The 19,783-nt window shown below is 68.8% G+C and carries 21 protein-coding genes and 2 tRNA genes; 10 read left to right on the top strand and 13 right to left on the bottom strand.

The annotated features are described in order from the left end of the window. Positions 1 to 9 precede the first annotated feature (9 nt). The 5 genes from FQ377_RS10985 to FQ377_RS14880 all read right to left on the bottom strand — a co-directional run bounded on the left by FQ377_RS10985 (position 10) and on the right by FQ377_RS14880 (position 8,854). Positions 10 to 1,344, bottom strand: coding sequence for a TspO/MBR family protein (locus FQ377_RS10985; protein WP_148601310.1), 1,335 nt, complete (start codon positions 1,342 to 1,344; stop codon positions 10 to 12). Between the two features lie 56 nt (positions 1,345 to 1,400). Then, positions 1,401 to 2,390 carry an RluA family pseudouridine synthase gene (locus FQ377_RS10980; protein WP_148601391.1) on the bottom strand — a complete coding sequence of 330 codons (990 nt, stop codon included), beginning with the start codon at positions 2,388 to 2,390 and terminating at the stop codon, positions 1,401 to 1,403. Positions 2,391 to 2,429: 39 nt separating this feature from the next. After that, complete coding sequence (locus tag FQ377_RS10975; protein WP_148601309.1) at positions 2,430 to 3,248, bottom strand: Fpg/Nei family DNA glycosylase; 819 nt, start codon at positions 3,246 to 3,248, stop codon at positions 2,430 to 2,432. After that, positions 3,241 to 8,256, bottom strand: a complete 5,016-nt coding sequence (locus FQ377_RS10970; protein ID WP_148601308.1) for an Lhr family helicase — start codon at positions 8,254 to 8,256, stop codon at positions 3,241 to 3,243. Before FQ377_RS10970 ends, FQ377_RS10975 begins: the two co-directional genes overlap by 8 nt. A 118-nt stretch (positions 8,257 to 8,374) precedes the next feature. After that, a complete protein-coding gene (locus FQ377_RS14880) occupies positions 8,375 to 8,854 on the bottom strand; it encodes a DUF4232 domain-containing protein (RefSeq protein ID WP_187393337.1) in 480 nt (159 codons plus the stop codon). Between the two features lie 34 nt (positions 8,855 to 8,888). Here FQ377_RS14880 and FQ377_RS14875 point away from each other — a divergent pair, with 34 nt between their 5' ends. Next, positions 8,889 to 9,188 carry a hypothetical protein gene (locus FQ377_RS14875; RefSeq protein ID WP_187393336.1) on the top strand — a complete coding sequence of 100 codons (300 nt, stop codon included), beginning with the start codon at positions 8,889 to 8,891 and terminating at the stop codon, positions 9,186 to 9,188. 62 nt (positions 9,189 to 9,250) lie between these two features. Here FQ377_RS14875 and FQ377_RS10960 read toward each other — a convergent pair whose 3' ends face one another. Beyond that, positions 9,251 to 9,706 (bottom strand): 23S rRNA (pseudouridine(1915)-N(3))-methyltransferase RlmH, encoded by a 456-nt coding sequence (locus FQ377_RS10960; RefSeq protein ID WP_187393335.1) that lies wholly within the window; start codon positions 9,704 to 9,706, stop codon positions 9,251 to 9,253. A 97-nt stretch (positions 9,707 to 9,803) separates the two neighbouring features. Between FQ377_RS10960 and FQ377_RS10955 the strand changes: the two genes are divergently transcribed. The 4 genes from FQ377_RS10955 (at position 9,804) to FQ377_RS10950 (ending at position 11,657) form a co-directional block, all read left to right on the top strand. After that, positions 9,804 to 10,571, top strand: coding sequence for a type 1 glutamine amidotransferase domain-containing protein (locus FQ377_RS10955; RefSeq protein WP_148601389.1), 768 nt, complete (start codon positions 9,804 to 9,806; stop codon positions 10,569 to 10,571). A 367-nt stretch (positions 10,572 to 10,938) separates the two neighbouring features. Then, complete coding sequence (locus FQ377_RS14870; RefSeq protein ID WP_187393334.1) at positions 10,939 to 11,103, top strand: hypothetical protein; 165 nt, start codon at positions 10,939 to 10,941, stop codon at positions 11,101 to 11,103. An 80-nt stretch (positions 11,104 to 11,183) separates the two neighbouring features. Beyond that, complete coding sequence (locus FQ377_RS14865; RefSeq protein WP_187393333.1) at positions 11,184 to 11,321, top strand: hypothetical protein; 138 nt, start codon at positions 11,184 to 11,186, stop codon at positions 11,319 to 11,321. Positions 11,322 to 11,339: 18 nt separating this feature from the next. Continuing rightward, positions 11,340 to 11,657, top strand: a complete 318-nt coding sequence (locus FQ377_RS10950) for a hypothetical protein (protein ID WP_148601306.1) — start codon at positions 11,340 to 11,342, stop codon at positions 11,655 to 11,657. A 217-nt stretch (positions 11,658 to 11,874) separates the two neighbouring features. Here the strand turns inward: FQ377_RS10950 and FQ377_RS10945 are convergent, their stop codons facing one another. Further along, positions 11,875 to 12,909, bottom strand: a complete 1,035-nt coding sequence (locus FQ377_RS10945; protein ID WP_148601388.1) for a S66 family peptidase — start codon at positions 12,907 to 12,909, stop codon at positions 11,875 to 11,877. Positions 12,910 to 12,984: 75 nt separating this feature from the next. Beyond that, complete coding sequence (locus FQ377_RS15245; protein ID WP_316245926.1) at positions 12,985 to 13,245, bottom strand: GNAT family N-acetyltransferase; 261 nt, start codon at positions 13,243 to 13,245, stop codon at positions 12,985 to 12,987. A 104-nt stretch (positions 13,246 to 13,349) separates the two neighbouring features. Between FQ377_RS15245 and FQ377_RS15240 the strand changes: the two genes are divergently transcribed. Continuing rightward, the gene (locus FQ377_RS15240; protein ID WP_316245925.1) at positions 13,350 to 13,538 is read left to right on the top strand and encodes a hypothetical protein; all 189 of its coding nucleotides are present in this window, start codon (positions 13,350 to 13,352) and stop codon (positions 13,536 to 13,538) included. Positions 13,539 to 13,813: 275 nt separating this feature from the next. On the opposite strand, the gene FQ377_RS10935 is transcribed toward FQ377_RS15240, so the two are convergent. The 3 genes from FQ377_RS10935 to tadA all read right to left on the bottom strand — a co-directional run bounded on the left by FQ377_RS10935 (position 13,814) and on the right by tadA (position 15,011). Beyond that, positions 13,814 to 13,901, bottom strand: a tRNA-Ser gene (locus FQ377_RS10935). A gap of 70 nt (positions 13,902 to 13,971) precedes the next feature. After that, complete coding sequence (locus FQ377_RS10930; RefSeq protein WP_148601305.1) at positions 13,972 to 14,460, bottom strand: pyridoxamine 5'-phosphate oxidase family protein; 489 nt, start codon at positions 14,458 to 14,460, stop codon at positions 13,972 to 13,974. 38 nt (positions 14,461 to 14,498) lie between these two features. Then, a complete protein-coding gene (gene tadA, locus FQ377_RS10925; RefSeq protein WP_148601304.1) occupies positions 14,499 to 15,011 on the bottom strand; it encodes a tRNA adenosine(34) deaminase TadA in 513 nt (170 codons plus the stop codon). 23 nt (positions 15,012 to 15,034) lie between these two features. Here tadA and upp point away from each other — a divergent pair, with 23 nt between their 5' ends. From upp to FQ377_RS10905, 4 genes are all read left to right on the top strand, one after another. Beyond that, a complete protein-coding gene (gene upp, locus FQ377_RS10920) occupies positions 15,035 to 15,670 on the top strand; it encodes a uracil phosphoribosyltransferase (protein WP_148601303.1) in 636 nt (211 codons plus the stop codon). 120 nt (positions 15,671 to 15,790) lie between these two features. Beyond that, positions 15,791 to 16,219, top strand: a complete 429-nt coding sequence (locus tag FQ377_RS10915) for an Hsp20/alpha crystallin family protein (RefSeq protein ID WP_148601302.1) — start codon at positions 15,791 to 15,793, stop codon at positions 16,217 to 16,219. Positions 16,220 to 16,628: 409 nt separating this feature from the next. Next, positions 16,629 to 17,423, top strand: a complete 795-nt coding sequence (locus tag FQ377_RS10910) for a winged helix-turn-helix domain-containing protein (RefSeq protein WP_148601301.1) — start codon at positions 16,629 to 16,631, stop codon at positions 17,421 to 17,423. Between the two features lie 31 nt (positions 17,424 to 17,454). Next, positions 17,455 to 17,991, top strand: coding sequence for a SixA phosphatase family protein (locus FQ377_RS10905; protein ID WP_148601300.1), 537 nt, complete (start codon positions 17,455 to 17,457; stop codon positions 17,989 to 17,991). 56 nt (positions 17,992 to 18,047) lie between these two features. Here FQ377_RS10905 and FQ377_RS10900 read toward each other — a convergent pair whose 3' ends face one another. Together FQ377_RS10900 and FQ377_RS10895 are read right to left on the bottom strand one after the other, a co-directional pair. Continuing rightward, a complete protein-coding gene (locus FQ377_RS10900) occupies positions 18,048 to 19,466 on the bottom strand; it encodes a dihydrolipoyl dehydrogenase family protein (protein ID WP_148601299.1) in 1,419 nt (472 codons plus the stop codon). Between the two features lie 89 nt (positions 19,467 to 19,555). Next, positions 19,556 to 19,631 (bottom strand) — tRNA-Arg (locus tag FQ377_RS10895). Positions 19,632 to 19,783 lie beyond the last annotated feature (152 nt).

The following is a 19,783-nucleotide window of genomic DNA, read 5'->3' as shown; positions in this document are numbered from 1 at the left end:
CCGGTGGTCCTACCGGAGACTTTCCCGATCGTCGGCGAGCAGATCCAGAGGCTCGCGCTCGGCGTCCTGCTCCGCGCGGAGCCGACGCCGGTACGCGTGGTCAACACGGTGCCTGCGGGACCCGGCGGTGATGATCAGGAGGAAGACCGCCAGGACGGCGGTGAAGGCGACATCGATCGCCGACGGTTCGCCGAGGGCACGCTCGACGGCGATCCACAGCAGACCCCATGAGGTCGCGGCTGCCACCGCGAGCCGGCCACGGTCCGTTGAACAGACGACGGCGGCCGTGATCAGGACGGCGGCGATTCCTACGATGGCCCAGGTGTCGCCGCCCCAGGCGAAAAGATCGGCATTCCTCGCCGTGAGGAGAGCGGCCGCATTTGCTGCTGCCGCCACCAGGATCCACCCCAGATAGAGACCGATCGGTGTATCGACGAGCGCACCCTCGAGCCGCGAGCTGCCGGGGAAAGCGTTCAGGGTCCGAACGGCCACGAGCAGGGTGAAGAACAGCAGCATGATGATGATCAGGCTCAGGACCAGCAGCCCGGCCTGGGCGCTGAGGATCCAGGCGAGATTCAGCAGCATCGAGGCGGCAACGGTCCAACCCAGCCGTCGCTGCCGCGCTGATCGGCGCTGCGACGGCAGCCACTGGAACACGGTATAGGCCACGAGGCCAACGTAGATCAGGCTCCAGATGGAGAAGGCCGACGACGACGGCGCCAGGAGGGTTGCGTCCGGCGAGAACAGGCCACCGGCGGCATCCGCGATGGACGGGCCCCCGAAGACGCCGACGCCGGCTGCTGACCCGAGAATGCAGGCGACGGCGCTGAGGGTGACCACCGATTGCCGGACGATGTCCGGGTCCCAGGCTTCGACCCGATGGCCGGCCGCGGCGCTTCCCCGACCGATGGCCTGTCCGGCGACACGGCTGCCCCGCCCGATGGATCGACCGGCGGTGCGGCCACCCCGACCGATCGTCCGGGCAGTGGCTCCCGCAGTGAGGCGGGCCTTCTGAACGGCGGCCCGGCGTCGTTCCACACCGGCCCGACGCCGGTCGGCCGCCTCTGCTGCGGCGTCGTTCCCCGACTCGTGGTGATCCGTCGGGGGCGTGACATCTCTCGGTCCGACACCGGCCCTGTTCTCAGGACCGGCACTGCCCGCACCCTCCGACGCGGAGCTCTCCGGAATTGTGGACGGCTCGGATCCGGCCGTGCGCGGGCGTGCTGCCTTCAGGCGTTCGAGGACGCTGGGCGTCCCGCCAGTGGTGGCCGGGTCTGCGGCGATCCGCGGCGGCCTGCCCGGTGTGTCGGGAAGCTGGGGTCCCGGGCCCTTCGGGGTGCTCATGCTCTGGTGTGGCCTTCCGATGCTGCTTCAGGGCGTGGCGTACCGCCGTGATGACGTCACCAGCGTACCGATTCTCGCCCTGACGGGTCACCGTGGCTCTCCGGGGAAACCCGAGGCGCGTGGTCCCGCGAGAATCCGGCCAGGCCCAAGCCTGACTCGAAGCGTCGATCGGTGCCGCTCAGGGGATCGGTGAACGCGATGCTGTGGGCCAGGAGTTGCAGGGGCCTGCTGTAGTCGTCCGGTGCCTGCGGCAGCAGCACGGGATAGAAGGGGTCGTTGATGATTCCCAGCCCGAGCGATGCCATGTGCAGTCGGAGCTGGTGTGTCTTGCCGGTGTGCGGTTGCAGCCGGTACAGCCCGCGCTCCTCCGCTCCCTCGCCCGTCCGATCGAGCAGGCTGATGGTGGTCAGCGTGTTCGCCGGACCCTCCACCTCCTGCGCGAGCAGGTACGTGCGGGATTTCACGATGCGGCTCCGCACCTCCAGCGGCTCCGTTTCCAGCCGCAGCTCCGGCCGCACGGCTGCCACCGCCCGGTACTCCTTGCGGATCCGCCGGTTCTCGAAGAGCAGCTGGTACGCGCCTCGGGTGTCCGGATTGACGGAGAACATCAGCACGCCCGCAGTCATCCGGTCGAGGCGGTGCATGGGGATGAGATCGGGCAGGCCGAGCTCCACGCGCAGCCGCACCAGTGCCGACTCCGCAACGTACCGGCCACCGGGCGTGGTGGGCAGGAAGTGCGGCTTGTCGACGACGAGCAGGTGATCGTCCCGGTGCAGGACGGACAGCTCCACCGGCAGCCGCTCCTCGACCGGCAACTCGCGGTAGTACCAGACGAAGGTGTGCTCACCCAGCGGTGTGGAGCGCGTCAGGGCCTCTCCGCCGAGGGCCACCACTTCCCCGCGGTCGAACCGCCGGCCCATGCCCTCGGGGTCCACGTGGTCGAAGCGGTCGAGGATGTAGTCGAGCGCCGTACTCCACGGGCCGTCCTCAGGCAGGCGGAGACGGGTCGCGTTCACGCCGTCGCGCACCGGCAGCGGGGACTTCATCGCCATACGTCGCTCACCTGCCTCATCGTTCCCACCCCGTCAGGGTAGTGCCGTGGGGGCCGGCACCTCTATTCGCGGCTGGCAGTGCGGACAGTAGTAGAGCTCGCGCAGCTCGGTGTCCTTGTCCCCGAGCTGCTCCAGCGCCACAGGGGTTCCACAGCGCAGGCACCCCCTGCGGGAGCGCCCGTAGACCCACAGGTTGTTGCCGCGCAGCTGCCCCGTGGTGGCCCTGGTGCTGCGGTTCTTGTTCGCTTCGAGGAGTTTCTTCGACAGCTCCACCATGCGCGGCAGATTCGGCACCTCGCCCGTCGGCGTGAGCGGGTGGACACCGGCCAGGAAGCACAGCTCACACCGGTAGACGTTGCCGATCCCGGCGAGATTCCGCTGGTCCAGCAGGGCCAGGCCGATGGGCCGCTCCGGCTCCCCGAGCAGCCGCTGCAGCGCCTCGTCCGGGTCCCAGTCCGGGCCGAGCAGATCGGGTCCGAGATAGCCGACGGCGTCGTCCTCCTCGGTCCGGGAGATCACCCGGAGGAACCCGAGCTCGAAACCGACGACGACGGCGTCGTCGGTCTCCAGGATGCAGCGCGCCTTGAACGCCGGCCGGCGCCATTTCTCCCCACGCGCATACACGTGCCACAGACCCTCCATCTTGAGGTGCGAGTGGATGTCCCAGCCGTCCTCGCCTCCGCCGCGGATCAGCAGGTGCTTCCCGCGGGCCACGGCCTCCTGCACGGTGTCGCCGGTGAAGTCCACGGTGGCGAACCGCGGCACCCGGATGTCGCACCGCGTGAGGACCTTCCCTGCCAGTGCGCGGTGCAGTTCGCGGGCGGCCCGCCACACGGTATCTCCCTCAGGCACGGATCCTCAGCCCCCTCGGTGTCGTGTAGAAGCCGGCGTCGGCGAGCGCACGGCCCACGTCGGTGTCGAGGATCTCCCCGCCGTTGACCTTCTCCAGCGCCATCTTGTCGGCAGCGCCGCGCCTGATGATGGTCACCAGGGCCAGTGCCGCGGCGCGCAGCACGCCGGCGTCCTCCGTGAACACGAGGAGCGTCTTGCCGCCCCGCTCCACGTAGAGGGCGAGCGCTCCGTCGACGAGCACTACGAGCGCACCGGCCTTCCGCCCGGCGCGGTGGCCGCCGTCGGCCTGGGGCCAGCTGAGCGCAGCACCGTAGGGGTTCGCCGGGTCGGTGGCAGCCAGGGCGACGGCGTGCAGCGGTGCGGCCTCGCCGCCGAGCACGTCCTGCGCGGTGGGGAGCTGGTTGTCGGCGCTGAAGGAACGCAGCCGGTCCACCGTGGCGGGGACGGCGAACTGGGCGGCGCCCAGGTGCTCGATGAAGTAGCCACGCCGGCACCGGCCCATCTCCTCGAGTCGGGCCAGCACCTTGTACATGAGCCCGAAGCCACCGGGGATGCCCTCCATGCCGACGGCACCGCGCGTCACCACACCGTAGCGATCGAGCAGCAGCTCCGCCGTGGCGTGGGCGTGCAGTGTCGTCTCGGGCTCCACCGGGGGGAGGATGTTCCAGCGCCCGGCCGCCAGGGGAGGCGTGGCGCGCTGGTAGCCACCGCTCGCGCCGGCGCCGTCATCGGAGCCGGAGCCGGACGCTGCGCTCAGGCGCATCGACGCACCGGTGAGGGACTTGCCCGGGGCGCGGCCGAGGCGTCCCGCGCGGGACGTGCGCGCGCGTGCCGGGACGGGTCGCTGCTTGTGGGCGGTCTTGCCGTTGGCGAGCAGGGCGCGCACCGGGGTGAACGTGTCGTTGCTGATGCGCCCGGCCCACACGAGATCCCAGAGGGCTGTGACGATCGCCGCGTCGCTCACCGGCTCCTGCACGTCGAGCTGGGGCGTTAGCTGGCGCAGGAAGTAGCCGCCGCCTCCTGCAAGGAGCTCCAGCAGGGCCGACTGCAGGGCGGAGGCTTCGAAGTCGGGGTCGGGCTTGAGTGTCAGGGACGCGTTCTCGGCCAGGTGCAGGGCTATCCAGCCGTCGTTGCCGGCCAGCGATCCGGCGCCGGACCAGAGCACCTCGCCCGTCGCGGTCAGCTCGTCGAGCATGCCCGGGGAGTAGTTGGCCACGCGCTGGGCGAGAATCAGCGGCTCCCAGGCGGACGCGGGGATCGGTACGCCCGAGAGCTGGTCGATCACGGCGATGACGCCGTCGAGCCCGCGCAGGCCGGAGCCGATGTGCTGCCAGGCAGGCAGGAAGCGCCCGTAGGCCGCAGGGTCGACCGGCTCCACTTCCTGGCGCAGAGCGGCCAGCGAGCGACGGCGCAGACGCCGGAGCACCTCGACGTCGCACCACTCGCTCGCCGCCGGCGTGTGGACGGTGATGGTGCCGGGCGCCGCGCCGGACTCCGCGGAGATGTCGAGCACCGGGACCGACTCGACGGGGCGGAACTCGCCCTCGATCACGCGGCCGGCACCGGCGAGGCGCTGCAGGGATCCGGCGACGACGGCGACGCCGAGTCCCAGCTGCGTGGCGGCTTCGGCGGCGGTGAACGGGCCGTGGGTGCGCGCGTAGCGTCCCACGAGGTCCCCGAGCGGATCCGCCACGGGCTCGATGAACGCCAGCGGGATGCCCATGGGCAGCGGGACGCCGAGGGCATCGCGCAGGCGTGCGGCGTCCTCGACGGCGGAGATCCTCTCCACGCCGGCGATGTTCACGGTCAGCGCCCGGTTGGCCTTCACGAGCGCGGCGACGTGCTCCCGCACGAGCTTCGGCGACGCGCGGCCGGACGCTGCGGCAGGTTCGCCATCACCGTCGGAACCGCCGTCGGAGCCGGGCGCGGGTACGGGTGCGGTCGGATCTCCCTCGACGTCGTCGGGGTCGGCGGGTGCCAGTCCTGCGGCGAACGTTGCCGTCGTCCCGATGCCGGCGGGAGCTTCGAGTCGTTGGGTCAGCTCGTCGACGGTGAGCGGCCCGAGGAGGCGCAATAGGTCCGCCACCCCCTCGAGCCCGCGGGCCAGGCGGTCCGGCTTGAGCCGCTGCAGTTCCAGTTCGGTCTCGGCGATGACCCGCGCGTCGAGCAGCTCGCGCAGCTCCGCCCGCCCCAGGAGTTCGTTCAGCAGGGTCGGGTCGAGCGAGAGCGCGGCGGCGCGGCGCTCCGCCAGCGGGGAGTCCCCCTCGTAGAGGAAGGACGCTACGTATCCGAACAGCATGGACCGCGCGAAGGGCGAGGGCTGCTGCGTGGTCACCTCGACGATCCGCAGCTCCCTGCGCTCCAGGGATGCCGCGAGGTCCTTCAGGGCAGGGAGATCGTAGACGTCCTGGAGCACCTCACGCACGGTCTCCAGCACGATGGGGAAGGTGGGGTACTTCTTCGCGACGTCGAGCAGCTGGGCCGAGCGCTGCCGTTGCTGCCAGAGGGGGGAGCGCTTGCCCGGGTTCTGGCGGGGCAGCAGGAGTGCCCGAGCTGCGCACTCACGGAAGCGTGACGCGAACAGCGCGGAGCCGCCCACCTCTGCTGTCACGATGCCGTCGAGTTCCTCGGCGTCGAACAGGAACAGATCGGCACCCGGCGGCTCGTCCTCCATGAGCGGCACGCGCAGCACGATGCCGTCGTCGGACGCCATGGCGGAGCCGTCCATGCCGTAGCGCTGCTCGAGACGCGCACCGACCGCCAGTGCCCACGGTGCGTGCACGGGCATACCGAAGGGGCTGTGCAGCACGACGCGCCAGTCGCCGAGTTCGTCGTGGAATCGCTCGACGACGAGCGTCCTGTCGTTCGGGACCACCTCGGTGGCCTCGCGCTGCTCCGTCAGGTAGGTGATGAGGTTGTCGGAGGCCCAGGCGTCGAGCCCGATCGCCGCGCATCTCTCGCGTGCAGCTTCGGGTGTTCCGCCGGACATCTCGCGGTTGAAGGCGCCGAGCGCACGGCCGAGTTCCACCGGCCTGCCGAGCGAGTCACCCTTCCAGAAGGGCAGCTTGCCGGGCTGACCGAACGCGGGGGAGACCAGGACGCGGTCGTGCGTGATCTCCTCGATCCGCCAGCTCGTCGCTCCGAGCGCGAAGACGTCGCCCACGCGGGACTCGTAGACCATCTCCTCGTCGAGCTCGCCCACGCGGCGGCCGCCTGCCCGCGCACCCTCGCCCTCCGAGCCCACGAGGAAGACCCCGAAGAGTCCACGGTCCGGGATGGTGCCGCCGGAGGTGACCGCGAGGCGCTGCGCCCCGGGCCGTCCCGTGATGGTGCCCTCCACGCGGTCCCAGATGATGCGCGGGCGCAGCTCGGCGAACTCGTCCGAGGGATAGCGGCCGGCGAGGAGATCGAGGGTCGCCTCGAAGGCCGACCGCGGCAGGGTGGCGAACGGCGCCGACGCCCGGACGACGTCGAACCACTCCTCGACGTCGATGGTCCCGAGAGCTGCGGCGGCCACTGTCTGCTGCGCCAGGATGTCCAGCGGATTGGTGGGGATGTACAGGGGTTCGATCCGGCCGGCGAGCATACGCTCCACCGTGACCGTGGTGTTGACCAGATCGCCGCGGTGCTTCGGGAACAGGACTCCCTGTGACACCTCGCCCACCTGGTGACCGGCCCGGCCCACTCGCTGCAGACCACTGGCCACGGAGTGGGGGGATTCCACCTGCACCACGAGATCCACCGCGCCCATGTCGATCCCGAGCTCCAGTGAGCTCGTTGCGACCACACAGCGCAGGCGGCCCGACTTCAGGTCGTCCTCGATGAGCGCACGCTGGTCCTTGGACACGGAGCCGTGATGCGCACGGGCGAGCAGCGGCTCCGCCCCCTCGGTCTGGCCGGACTGGGCCATGATCTGCGCGGGCGTACTGGTGGTGTGGGCGTACGACGGCGTCGGCGCGGCTCCGAGCTCTGCAGCACTACGTTCGGCGTCCGGGCCACCGGCTGCCCAGACGGCGTCGCGCTCCCGACGTTCGGCGTGGATCTCGTTGAGCCGGGCGGTGAGGCGCTCGGCCAGCCGGCGTGAGTTGGCGAAGACGATCGTCGACCGGTTCTGCTCGATCAGGTCGACGATCTTCTCCTCGACGTGCGGCCAGATACTCGCCTGCGGCACGGCGTCGCCGTCGTCGTCGGTGTTGGCCGCCGCACCGCCGAGTTCCGTCATGTCCTCCACCGGGACGGTGACGGTCAGATCCCACTGCTTCTTCGACGGCGGCGCCACGATCTCCACCGGGGCATTGCCGGAGAGGAAGCGGGCCACCGTCTCCTTGGGCTCCACCGTGGCGGAGAGCCCGATGCGCTGCACGGGCTTGTCCAGCAGGGCATCGAGCCGGGCCAGCGACACGGCCAGGTGCGCGCCGCGCTTGGTGCCGGCGACGGCGTGGACCTCGTCGATGATGACGGTGTCCACCTCCATCAGGGTCTCCCGGGCCTTCGAGGTGAGCATGAGGAACAGTGATTCGGGCGTGGTGATGAGGATGTCCGGCGGACGCGTGAGCATGGTGCGCCGCTCGGCCTGCGGAGTGTCGCCGGAGCGGACACCCACCGTGATACTCGGTGCCGGCAGGCCGAGGCGCTTGGCCGTCTGGGTGATGCCGATCAGCGGTGCCCGCAGATTCCGCTCCACGTCCACGCCGAGCGCCTTCAGGGGTGAGATGTAGAGGACGCGGGTGGTGCGCTTCGGCTTCTTCGACGCCGGAGCCCGGCCCTTGGCCGGTGTGGGCGCGGGCTCGTCGTCGTCCCCGCTGCCCTCTCCGGAGGCGATCAGCCGGTCGAGCGCCCAGAGGAAGGCGGCGAGGGTCTTGCCGGATCCGGTGGGCGCGACGACGAGCGCGTTGGATCCGGCGGAGATCGCAGACCAGGCACCTTCCTGGGCAGGCGTGGGTGCCGAGAAGGCTCCGGCGAACCACTCATGGGTAGCCGGGGTGAATCTGGTCAGCACCTGCGTCATTTGTTCATCATGCCCCAGCGCGCCGACACTCGATCGCGTCGACCGCGTACTGTCCACCAGCCTGCGGGAAGGGGAGTAATGACGCGCCGGACGGAGGTTGGCAGCTTCCGCCGCGACCTCACCCGACGGGCTGGACGGTCCCCACGGTCATCAGGACGATCGAGCCTGCCGAGCACGCCGCGATGTCCTGCGGCAGGATCAGCGAGTCCGTGGCTCCGGGCGGGTAGACGCGCACCCCGGAGGCCTGGGTGAGACCGCAGTCGGCGCCGTAGTTCTGCGCGTTGGTCTGCTGCAGCGTCGTCGAGACGGACGTGCCCGGGGCGAGCGTGACGGCAACGACGGCGGAGCCGGCGCGGTCAGCGGGTGCGCCGAGCTGGTTCCCGGCAGCATCGACGAACGACACTCCCGGGTAGCCCGCCATGGTGCAGTCCACCTCGGACACGTTGGTCAACCGGAGCGTCCGGTACACACTGCCGGCGGCGCCCCCACCGAGCTGGCTCTCGACCGCTCCACCGAGCTGGGCTGCCGTACAGGTGGTCGGCGTCAGGGGTGCGGAGGACGAGGCTGCGGACTTCTGAGGTGCAGAGTTTGGGGCCACAGAGCTTCGGGGTGCAGAGCTCGGAGCCGCAGACTTGGCGGGCGCGGACGAGGCTGCCGGCGGTTCGGACGGCGTCGTCGTCGGGGCGGGCGGCACGCTGGCTGCCGGCGTCGCGGCGGCGGAGGGCGTCTCGCCCGTCGCGGCGGAAGGAGCGGCGGTCGTCCCTGCGCTCGCAGCGTTGGGCGTGGTGCCCGACGAAGACGCCGGCGCCGCTGCCCCGTCGTCGCCCACCGCGGACGCCGTGCAGCCGCTCACCGCGACCAGCGCTCCTGCAGTCAGAAGTGTCGTGATCCAGTATTTGCTCCCCAGCAATGTCGTCATGCCCTCACTGTAGGGTCGGCGAGCCGCACATCAAGAGGGCGCAGCCAGGTGTGCCGAATCGTTATCCGAGGTCGATCATTCGTGGTGGTACGAGCGACCGCCCGCTATTTCCTGGGCCCGGTAGACCTGCTCGGCGAGGATGAGGCGCACGAGCTGGTGCGGGAAGACCAGCGGCGAGAGGGACCAGACGAAATCGGCCCGCTGGTGAACCGCCCGGTCCACCCCGTAGGCGCCGCCGATGATCACGGTCACGCTCCGTGAGGACTCCAGGGGTGCGAGCAGCGTCCGCGACAGGGCCGGGGAATCGATGGCCTTGCCGCGCTCGTCGAGCAGCACCACGAAGTCGGTCCCGACCTTGGCGAGGAGCCGCTCCGATTCCTCCGCCCGGGCGGCGTCGTGCTCGCGGGCGGAGTGGGCGATCAGCTGCCAGGAGAGATCGAACGGCTTCTTCAGGCGTTTGGTGTACCGCTCGATGCCCTCCGCTACCCAGCTCTCATGCTTGCGGCCCACTGCGAGCACCCGGATTACCATGGGCTCAGGCTATCGCCCGGATCACGGGTCCATGCCGCAGGCGATCGGACCGGGCCAGCAGCGCCTCACAGGGGCATCCGACGAGAAGGAGCATCACATGAAGAAGATCCTCATGGTTCTGACCAGCGTTTCCGAGCTTGGTGACACGGGTGAGAAGACCGGCTACAACGTGGCCGAGGCCGCCCATCCCTGGAAGGTGTTCAAGGATTCCGGCCACTTCGTCGACTTCGCCTCCATCAAGGGTGGACAGCCCCCGCGCGACGAGGTGGACACGTCGGATCCCATCCAGGTGGCCTTCATCGAGGACGAGACCACGCGAGCCGGCCTCTACAACACGGCGCGCGTCGACGTCGTCGATCCCGACCAGTACGACGGCGTCTATCTGGTGGGTGGACACGGCACCATGTGGGACTTCCCCGACAGCGGCGGCCTGCAGAAGCTCGTTGCCGACGTGTACAACGCCGGTGGCCTGGTGGGCGCGGTCTGCCACGGACCGGCGGGGCTGCTCGACGTGGAACTGGCGAACGGACTCCGCCTCGTCGAGGGACGGAGAGTGGCCGCCTTCACCAACGACGAGGAGGTCGCCGCCGGCAAGGACAAGGTCATCCCGTTCTTCCTGGCCGACCGTCTCGCCGAACAGGGCGCCACGCATGTCTCCGCGGAGGTCTTCGAGGAGAAGGTCGTGGTCGACGAGCGACTGGTCACCGGCCAGAACCCGGCGTCCGCCGCCGGTGTGGCCAAGGAGATGGAGAAGCTCCTCGCGGAGGTCATCCATCGGGAGAAGGCCGAGGAGCAGCACGAGACGGAGGCCGTGCGCGCCGAGAAGGATGCGCTCAAGGCTGCTGCGGAGGAGGCCGAGGACTGAGCAGACTCTTCTTGCTGAACGCGCCCATCGCGAACCCATCGGTTCACCTGCACCGGCTGGTCCCGGTGCGTATCGGGGCGGGAATCGACACGCCTGAAGCCGGCCCGTTCGGCCCACGAACAATACCGTTCAGGGTCAGCCGATCTGCGGTCATGTCGTCGTCGTCGAGGATGACCAGTGGAACCGCGACCGCTTTGGTCTCGGCGGTGTTCCTCTCTGGACGGACGGCTCAGGATCAGCCAGAGCCCGGACAGGAACGTACTCCTGCAGTGGTGCCGTCGACAGTCGGCGCATCCGCTGCAGCTGTAGGCGGTGCAGGACCCCGGCTAGGCTGACGGTGAGTGTAGAGATACGGGATGGGATCGCCATGGCTTTGAACGGGTTCGAATTCGTGGTCCTCTTCGCGTGGATCGTGCCCCTGCTGATCGGTGCGCTGATCCTGTACGTGATCGTTCGATTGGGCGTTAAGCACGGGATGCGCTCCTACTACGCTGACGCTGACGCGGCGGGGCGTCCCGGCCACACCGAGTGATCGGTGGGGCGTGCTGAGTTCGCAGCTCGCTGCCTGACGGACGTGAAGGTGCACCAGCGAACCGCTCGCATCGTCGGCTGATGCAGAGAACCGACCAGACCGGTGGCGTCCATCTCAGCCGGAGGCCGGCTCTGATCATCACCGAGGTCTTCGCGCCAACTTTCCTCGTCGGTGTTTTCCTGCTTACGCAGCCCCTGCTCACCCCGGGAGTGACCTGACTGCAGTCGATCACAGCCATGGTCTTCACCGTGGGTCTGTCGTTCGCGCTTCTCCTGTGGCTGAAGCATCGCGGTGCTGTCATCGACCACCACATCAGCGTGCGTGAGGATCGTGTCCCGGTCATGGCGCTCGCTGCTCTCTCGCTCGGAGCCGGCGCTCTCCTCCTGGTACTCCTGCATGCGCCGGCCGAACTGTTCGGGCCAGCCCTTGCCCTCCTGTTGGCCTCCGCGGTCGGCTGGTCCAGGGTCAGGCTCGGAGCTCGCACTCCGGGGCAGGTCCTCGCGGGGCACGCCGTCGGGTGTGCGGTCGTCCCTGTGTCGCTACTGCTGCCCTGACACACACTGTTGCGTGGCCGGTGCTGAGGGCAGAGATGCGATCTTCAGGGATGAATCGAACAACAGGTAACAATTTCTGGATATCGAGTACTACAGCCAGGATTTTCTTTCCGCCTAGGCTGTGATAACAGTTCGGCGGGAGGGTGCGAGAAGCGCACGATCGTATCTGTCTTCGAGCCTAGTGAACGGTGCGTCTCCGTGGCTCGCTGTAAAAGGCTCAGCTGTAGCGCGCGGTGATGGTCCGGCTGTCGCCGTTCAGCGTAATTTGGCCGCCGTAGGGGAGGATCCACTGGGGTCGCGTGTGCCCGAAGGGGACGCCGACGCAGACCGCCGCGTCCGGATTGTACTGACTGAGTTGCGACAGGACGGCGTCCTGCTGCTGCGCCCTCAGGTCGGCGCGCTCGCAGGAGCCCGGACGCGATGAGGAGCTGCTGGTGGGCGGTCTGGCGACGATCACTCCTGCCACGGCGCCGAGAATGCCTGCCTCGCCCAGGGAGCGGACCCACCGCTTGACGGCGCTCGCGGGCGGGAGTTCCTCGCTCGTCTCCAGCAGCAGGATCGCGCCCTCGAGGTCACCGGACGAGGGCATCCGCTGGGCCATGGCCAACTGGTCGATCACTTCAAAACACCCACCCCAGGTCCGGCCCGTCACCTCACGCCGCGGCCCGGCCCAGACCCACGGCTCGGTCCCCTCGCGGTCACCGAATTCTGTCAGGGCTCGCGGATCAAGCCAGTCCCGGCCGAAGTCCTCCGATTCCCCGGGATTGGTGATCTCGAGTTCCTCCCCCGTCAGGAGGGCGGCTCGAAGGGAGGCGAGATGGACGTCGTCGAGGTGTGGTCCGGGGCCCAGGTGCACCTGACTGGAGCCACCGTAGAAGCCCGGGATGCCGTTGCCCCACAGCCAGTTGAGCAGATTCGTGTTGTCGCTGTAGCCGAGGAAGATCTTCGCGTTGGCGCGCGCGAGCTCAGCGTCGAGGTGGGGGATCACAGTCACCTGGTCGTCACCGCCGACCGTCGCGAGGATCGCCCGGATGCTTGGATCGGCGAAGGCGGCATTGATGTCCCGCGCGCGCTCCTGCGGACTCGCGCCGAGCTGGCGGGTGGTCGGGAACTCCACGGGGACCAGGCCGGTCGCCGTCGAGAAACGGTTCATCGCCTGCTCATGGACAGCAGGGGCGAAACCAGGAGCAGCGAACGACGGCGACAGGATCGCCACGCGATCGCCAGCGGTGAGCTTCGCCAGGGACCGCATCCGGTGGTCGTTCGTCACGGCATCATCCAAACACGGCGCTTCTACCGGATTGGCAAGGCGCTCCAGGCCGTTTCGTCACAGGACAAGATCCTCCCAGACGAACGTCGTCGTCCGGCCTGTTTCCCAGTCGCGCCGCAGGATCGCGTAGGCCACCGACGCGAGAGGCTCGCCGCCCTCGACGGGCCAGCCCTCCCGGTAGTGGGCTTCCTTGACCCAGCCGCACTTCAGGAACGTTCGGCGCATCGCGATGTTGTCCTCCCGGGTCTGCCCTTCGAACCGGTCGACCTGCTGCATCGAGGTGAAGACGTGACGCGTCGCAGCGTGCAGGACCTCCACGCCCAGTCCTCTTCCCCGGAAGGCGCCGTCGAGTCGAGATCGAAGACCGGAGTGGGGTCGCTGAGGTCCTCGAGCCGGAAGAAGCCGATCCGGCCGAGCTCGTCATGATCGATCCAGAAGGATTGATTGTCCTCGTCCTGGTACGCGCCCTCGCTGATGGCGTTCTCGATGTCTTCCCGGGCGGGGTGGGGTTTCCCGTGGAAGGGGAACTCGTTACGCATCATGAAGTCGATCAGTGGTTCGCGGTCATGCCCGACGGCGTCGAGGGGGGTGAAGCTGATGGGCATTGTTAGTCGCCTGTTCTCGTGCGGAGTCGTTGGCTCACTACTTGCGGGTTCGGCCATGGGTGACCAGCCGGCCAGCACTGATGGCAGCCGAGGCAGCGCGCACAAGGTTCACTGTCTGAGCAAGCAGTGCGGCGATGCCGACAACGGCTCCTACGCTCCCGCTAACGAGTGCCTGCGCGCTGAGGGTGAGCAAAACTCCAAAGCCTGCGGACAACTACATCCTCTTCGAGCAAAACCCCCGCGAATCCCAGTACGTACCTAGGATTCGCGGGGGTTTCAAGTGGCGGTGACGGTGGGATTTGAACCCACGTTGGCTTTCACCAAACAACATTTCGAGTGTTGCACCTTCGGCCGCTCGGACACGTCACCAACGCCGTCACTTTACCGGGTCGGGGGTGACATGCCCAAAACGGCGGCCGGGCGCCGTCGGGAACGGACGCTAGGGCAGGTCGACGACGTCGTTGTTGCCGACGTCCGGCTTGCTCCCGGTCACGAGACCCTTCACCATCTTCACCGCGGAGACGACGCGGGGTGCGTCCATGGACCAGTACTCGGCCGTGTCGGCGTCGACGTGGATGAGCGTGACGGCGGGATCGTCGCGGCCGTTCTCGAACCACGCCGAGACCGAGGGATCCCAGAGCTCGTCGATCTTCGCCTGGTCCTTCGACAGCGTGGCGGTCCCGGCAACAGAGACGTAGCCCTTGCCCGTGCTCGCCGATACGTTCACCTGCGGGTTGGCGCGGATCTCGTCGGCCTTGGGGGAGGGGTCCTCGGTGAAGAACCAGAGATCGCCGTCGAAGTCCTTCGCCTGCAGCGCGAGCGGCCGGCTCACGAGCTGTCCGTCGAGGTTCACTGTGGTGAGGATCGCGATGTCGGCCTTGCCGAGGATCTCCTGTACTTCCTTCATGCCGTCCTGCTGGTCTGCCACGTCTACTCCTTCATGGGGATACTGCGGATGGTCCAAGCCTACGCAGGATCGCCTCGGCGCAGCACGTCGGTCTCCGCCCGCCGGGCGGCGAAGAAGTCCGTGAGCAACGCCGCGCACTCGTCCTGCCGTACACCCGCGAACACCTCGGTCCAGTGGTTCAGCCGGGGTTCACGCAGCACGTCGAACACGGACCCCGAGGCGCCCGCCTTCTCGTCCCACGCCCCGAACACCACGCGGGGTATGCGGGCCAGAACACTGGCTCCCGCGCACATGGCACACGGCTCGAGCGTCACCACGAGAGTGCAGTCCTCGAGCCGCCAGGAGGCCCTCCGCACCGCGGCGGCGCGGATGGCCTGCACCTCGGCGTGCGCCGTCGGGTCACCCAGGGCTTCCCGCTGGTTCCAGCCCGTGCCGAGCACGGCACCATCGGGTCCGACGACGACGGCGCCGATCGGCACGTCCGCCGTGGCGCCCGCGAGCCCCGCAGCCTCCAGCGCCGAGCCCATCCACGCGTGGTGCGCAGCGCTCACGGGCAGCGGGGAGTGGGTCATGGGCCCAATGGTACTTTTGAGAAATGCGTGTACTGGTAGTCGACCATCCCCTGGTAGCCCACAAACTGACGGTTCTGAGGGACAAGGACACGTCGTCGCCGGTGTTCCGCCTCCTCACCGAGGAGCTCGTGACCCTGCTGGCCTACGAGGCCACCCGCGAGGTGCGCGTGGAGACGGTGTCGATCCAGACGCCGGTCACGAGCACCGAGGGAGTGGGGTTGGTCAAGCCCACCCCGCTGGTGGTCCCCATCCTCCGGGCAGGACTCGGGATGCTCGAGGGCATGACGCGCCTCGTGCCGACGGCCGAGGTGGGCTTCCTCGGCATGGCCCGCAACGAGGAGACCCTCGAGGCCATCACCTACGCGGAGCGGTTGCCGGACGATCTCACCGGACGCCAGGTGTTCGTCCTCGATCCGATGCTGGCCACCGGCGGCACGCTCCGCGAAGCCATCAAGTTCCTCTTCGCCCGCGGGGCCGCGGACATCACCTGCATCTGCCTGCTCGCAGCGCCCGAGGGTCTCGCCACCCTCCAGGCCGAACTCGAGGACCGTGATGTCACCATCGTGCTCGCGTCGATCGACGAGAAGCTCGACGAGAAGTCGTACATCGTGCCGGGCCTCGGGGACGCCGGCGATCGCCTCTACGGCGTCGTGGGTTAGGCTCTCGAAAATCTCCACCGGCCGACTTGTGAAGGCTGAAGTGCTGTTCTAAAGTTGAGTCATACCCACTCAAGTCCGTGGTTGGACCCGAGTGGACACGACATGACTGAGGAGGAAGCAATGGCAACCACATTCGACCCATTCCGTGACATCGACCGGCTCCTTGGAGGCGCGCTGCGCAACCCCGCGTCGGCGGCGATGCCCATGGATCTGTATCGCAAGGGCGAACAGTTCGTCGCGCACGTCGACATGCCGGGCGTCGACCCCGGAACCATCGACGTCGACGTCGAGGACCGCACGCTGACCATACGGGCCGAGCGGACCCAGGACCTGGACGAGCAGGTGCAGTGGCTGACCCACGAACGCCCCTCCGGGACCTTCGCCCGGCAGGTGACCCTGGGCTACGGCGTAGCGCTCGACGAGATCGAGGCGGAGTACCGGGACGGTGTGCTCACGCTGACCATCCCGGTGGCCGAGGAGGCCAAGCCGCGGAAGATCAGCGTCAGCCACACCGGCAAGCAGGAGGTCCTCGAGGGCAGCGCGTCCTGACGGGTCAGGAGCGGCCACGGGCCGCCCCCTGAGTAGAGTGCCCCGGACGGGGGCGGCGTGCCGCTCCCGTCCGGGGCACTTCCGTGTGCCGGGGTGCTCGAGAGGCAGAGCCGGGAAGCTCTCGAGCACCGATCTGTCCACATGGTGGACCCTCCTCATTGTTACTTGTACTGGCGCGAATGTGACATGCAATAATTCGTCATGTGATCACCACATCACTCGCATCTGCAGCCACGCCTCCCGACCTCGTGTCGGGAGCCGTTCAGTGCTGCTGTCGAATGCACGCGTAACGGTTACACCCCAACCGCTCCACGCACTTCTTGCCCAACGGCGGGCACCACTTCCCATCCCGACCGGGCACATCCCGCATTCGAGCCGTGATGACGGCACACTCCACGAGGTTGCATCCATGTCAGTGAATCAGGGCTACGTCCATATCTCCCTCCGCTCCGCGCAGAACCGCCCGGCCCGCCGGCAGTTCGCGCCGGCGGTGGATCCCCAGGCGCAGCGGGCCTCCCGCTTCCACGAGATCTCCGGGGCCGACGTCGATCCCCTGACCGCTCCCGTCCCCGTCGTCACTCCCAATGGCGTCCCCGGTCCGCAGGCCGTCACGAAGGACACGTCCCCCCGCGGGTTCGTCCTCTATGTCGCGCTCGACGAGGCGACGGCTGCCGCTGCGGGAACCACCTTCTCGGATCTCGCCCAGGACGTCAGGGCCTATGTGCGCTCCCTCGTACCCATGGCGGCGAGCCACGCGGCGGTGGCCCTCGCCCCGGCCGACGCCGAGGGGTCCGACATCGACGTCGTCCGGGCGGCGCTCGGCGACCCGACCGTGGCGCGGCGCACGCGGCCCGATCCGGCACCTGCCCCGACGCAGCGCGCCACGGGCGTGCTCATCGATCTCTCCCGCCGCGAGGTGCAGCTGGACGGCCAGACGCTGAATCTGACGTTCAAGGAGTTCGAGCTCCTCAACTACCTGGTCGAGAACGCCGCGCGGACCGTCGGTCGCGAGGAGCTCCTCTGCGGGCTCTGGCGGAACGCCGAGGAAGTCCCCAACGAGCGCACCATCGACGTCCACATCCGGCGGTTGCGGGCGAAGCTGGGACGCCTGGCCAACACCGTACGCACCGTGCGGGGCCAGGGGTACCGCTTCTACGACCACCCCGAGGTGGTCGTCTGGGCCGCGCCGGAGTACTCCATCTAGGCCTCCGGCGCCACACCCTAGACTTTGGGGTATGGCCTCCCATCAGCAGAATAAACTCATGCTCCTTCGCCACGCGAAGGCCGAGTTCCAGCAGGGCGTGCCGGACCACGAGCGCTCGCTCAGCTCGCGCGGGCACGCCGACGCACCGCTGATCGGCCGCTGGATGGTGGAGCACGACGCCGTCCCCGACTCCATCCTCGTCTCGACGGCGCTGCGCACACGCCAGACCTGCACCTGGGTCTGCAAGGAACTGGGGGACAAGGCGCCCACGCCGAAGCTGGAGGACGACCTCTATGCCGCGCACCCCACCGAGATGCTCGCCCTGATCAACCACGTCCCGGCCACCGTGACGAGCCTGCTGGTCATCGCCCACAACCCGGGGGTCCAGGAGCTCGCCATGCGCCTGGCGTCCGCCCGGTCGAGCGAACGCGCGGTCATGGACCTCGCAACGGACTACCCGACGGCCGGGCTCACCGTGCTGACGTTCGACGGGGAGTGGGCGGAGCTGGACCACCGCAACGCCGAAGTGACCGACTTCGTGGTGCGGCGCGCCCCGACCCTGCGCTGATCCGGCCCTGCGTGATCGGGCTGTGCTGATCAGGCCCTGCGCTGATCGGGCCCGGGCTACAGCCCGTACTGCTCCAGCAGCCGGAGCCATACCTCACTGACGGTGGGGTAGGCCGGGACGGCGTGCCACAGTCGATCGAGCGGTACTTCACCGACGATGGCGATGGTTGCGGCGTGCAGCAGTTCGGCCACCTCGGGCCCCGCGAACGTGGCCCCGACGATCACCTTGCGCTCCTCGTCCACCACGAGCTGCGCCCAGCCCTCGTAGTCGTCCACCTGGAGCGCGGAACCGGCGACGGCGATGGACAGCGAGGTCTCCGACGCGTCGATCCCGGCGTCCCGAGCCTGTTCGACGGTGCGCCCCACCATCGCGATCTGTGGATCGGTGAAGGTCACCTGGGGGACGGCGACGGTGTCGGCGGTCGCCGCGAAGGCACTCCATTCCTCCGCCGTGTCACCCAGCGATCCGGTGGACCTCGCCGCGATGGCGTCGGCGGTCAGGCGGGCCTCGTACTTGCCCTGGTGCGTGAGCAGCACCCGGCCGCGCGCGTCACCTACGGTGTAGAGCCATCCGCCGGCTCCGACCACACGCCCGGTGTCGTCGCTCTCCATCTCCTTCGGGTCGATGCCGAGCTCCTCGAGTCCGATCCCCGCGGTGTTCGGGTGGCGGCCCGTGGAGATGAGCAGCTTCTCGGCCGTGACGGTGTGGCCGTCGCCGACGTCGAGCACGAAGGCGCCGCCGTCGTGGCGGACCGAGTTGGTGCTGGTGTCCGTGAGGACGGTGACGCCCTCCGCGCGCAGTGTTGCGAGGACGAGGTCGGAGGCTTCCCGGGGATAGTTCGCGAGGATACCGCCGCGGGCCACCACCGTGACCTCGGCTCCGAGCCGTGCCCACGCCTGGGCCAGCTCCACGCCGGCCACACCGCCGCCGACGACGGCGAGGCTGGCGGGGACCTCCGACGCGGACGTGGCGTCCCGGGTGGTCCAGTAGTCGAGGTCGGCGAGACCGTCGATGGGCGGAATGGTCGGCGTCGAGCCCGTGGCCAGCACGACGGCGTGCTCGGCCCGGTAGCGCGCCTGCGAGCCGTCCTTGCGGGTGAGGGTCACCTCACGTTCGCCGGACACGATGGCCTGGGCTCGTTCGAGGGTGATGCCGGCGGATTCCACCCACTCCTCCTGGGAGGAGTCGTCCCAGTTGCTCGTGAAGGACGTGCGGCGTTCCAGGACCTGCTGGACGTCGAGGGAGCCGGTGACGGCCTCGCGTGCGCCGGCGACGCCGCGTGCCGCCTTGAGCGTGGATCCCGGGCTTAGGAGTGCCTTCGACGGCATGCACGCCCAGTAGGAGCACTCGCCGCCCACGAGGTCGGCCTCGACCAGGACCACCGAGAGCCCTTTCTGGACGGCTCGCCCGGCGGCATTCTCACCGACGGCGCCTGCGCCGATGACAACGACATCAACAGTCTGGTATTCGCTCATAGGCAGAGCTTGGCATCCGGCGGGGACACGGGCAACCCGACGACGAAGGGCCCCGACCGGAGTCGGGGCCCTTCGTCATTGCGGGTATGTGGTGCGCGCGAAGGGATTCGAACCCCCAACCTTCTGATCCGTAGTCAGATGCTCTATCCGTTGAGCTACGCACGCATCCGCAGTCCGCCGTTCCAGACATGGAGAGGCATTCTACGTGCTGGCCTTTCGGCCGTAGACAACGTTAGCGCGGAATCGGTGCTCCGCCTAATCAGTCTCAGCGCGGGTCGTATACTGTACCGGTCTACATGACCTTTATCACAGGCAGG

Origin of the sequence: Arthrobacter echini, from assembly GCF_008107445.1 — a bacterium.
GTDB lineage: Bacteria > Actinomycetota > Actinomycetes > Actinomycetales > Micrococcaceae > Arthrobacter_D > Arthrobacter_D echini_A.
This window is presented reverse-complemented; position numbering and strand designations above follow the sequence as displayed.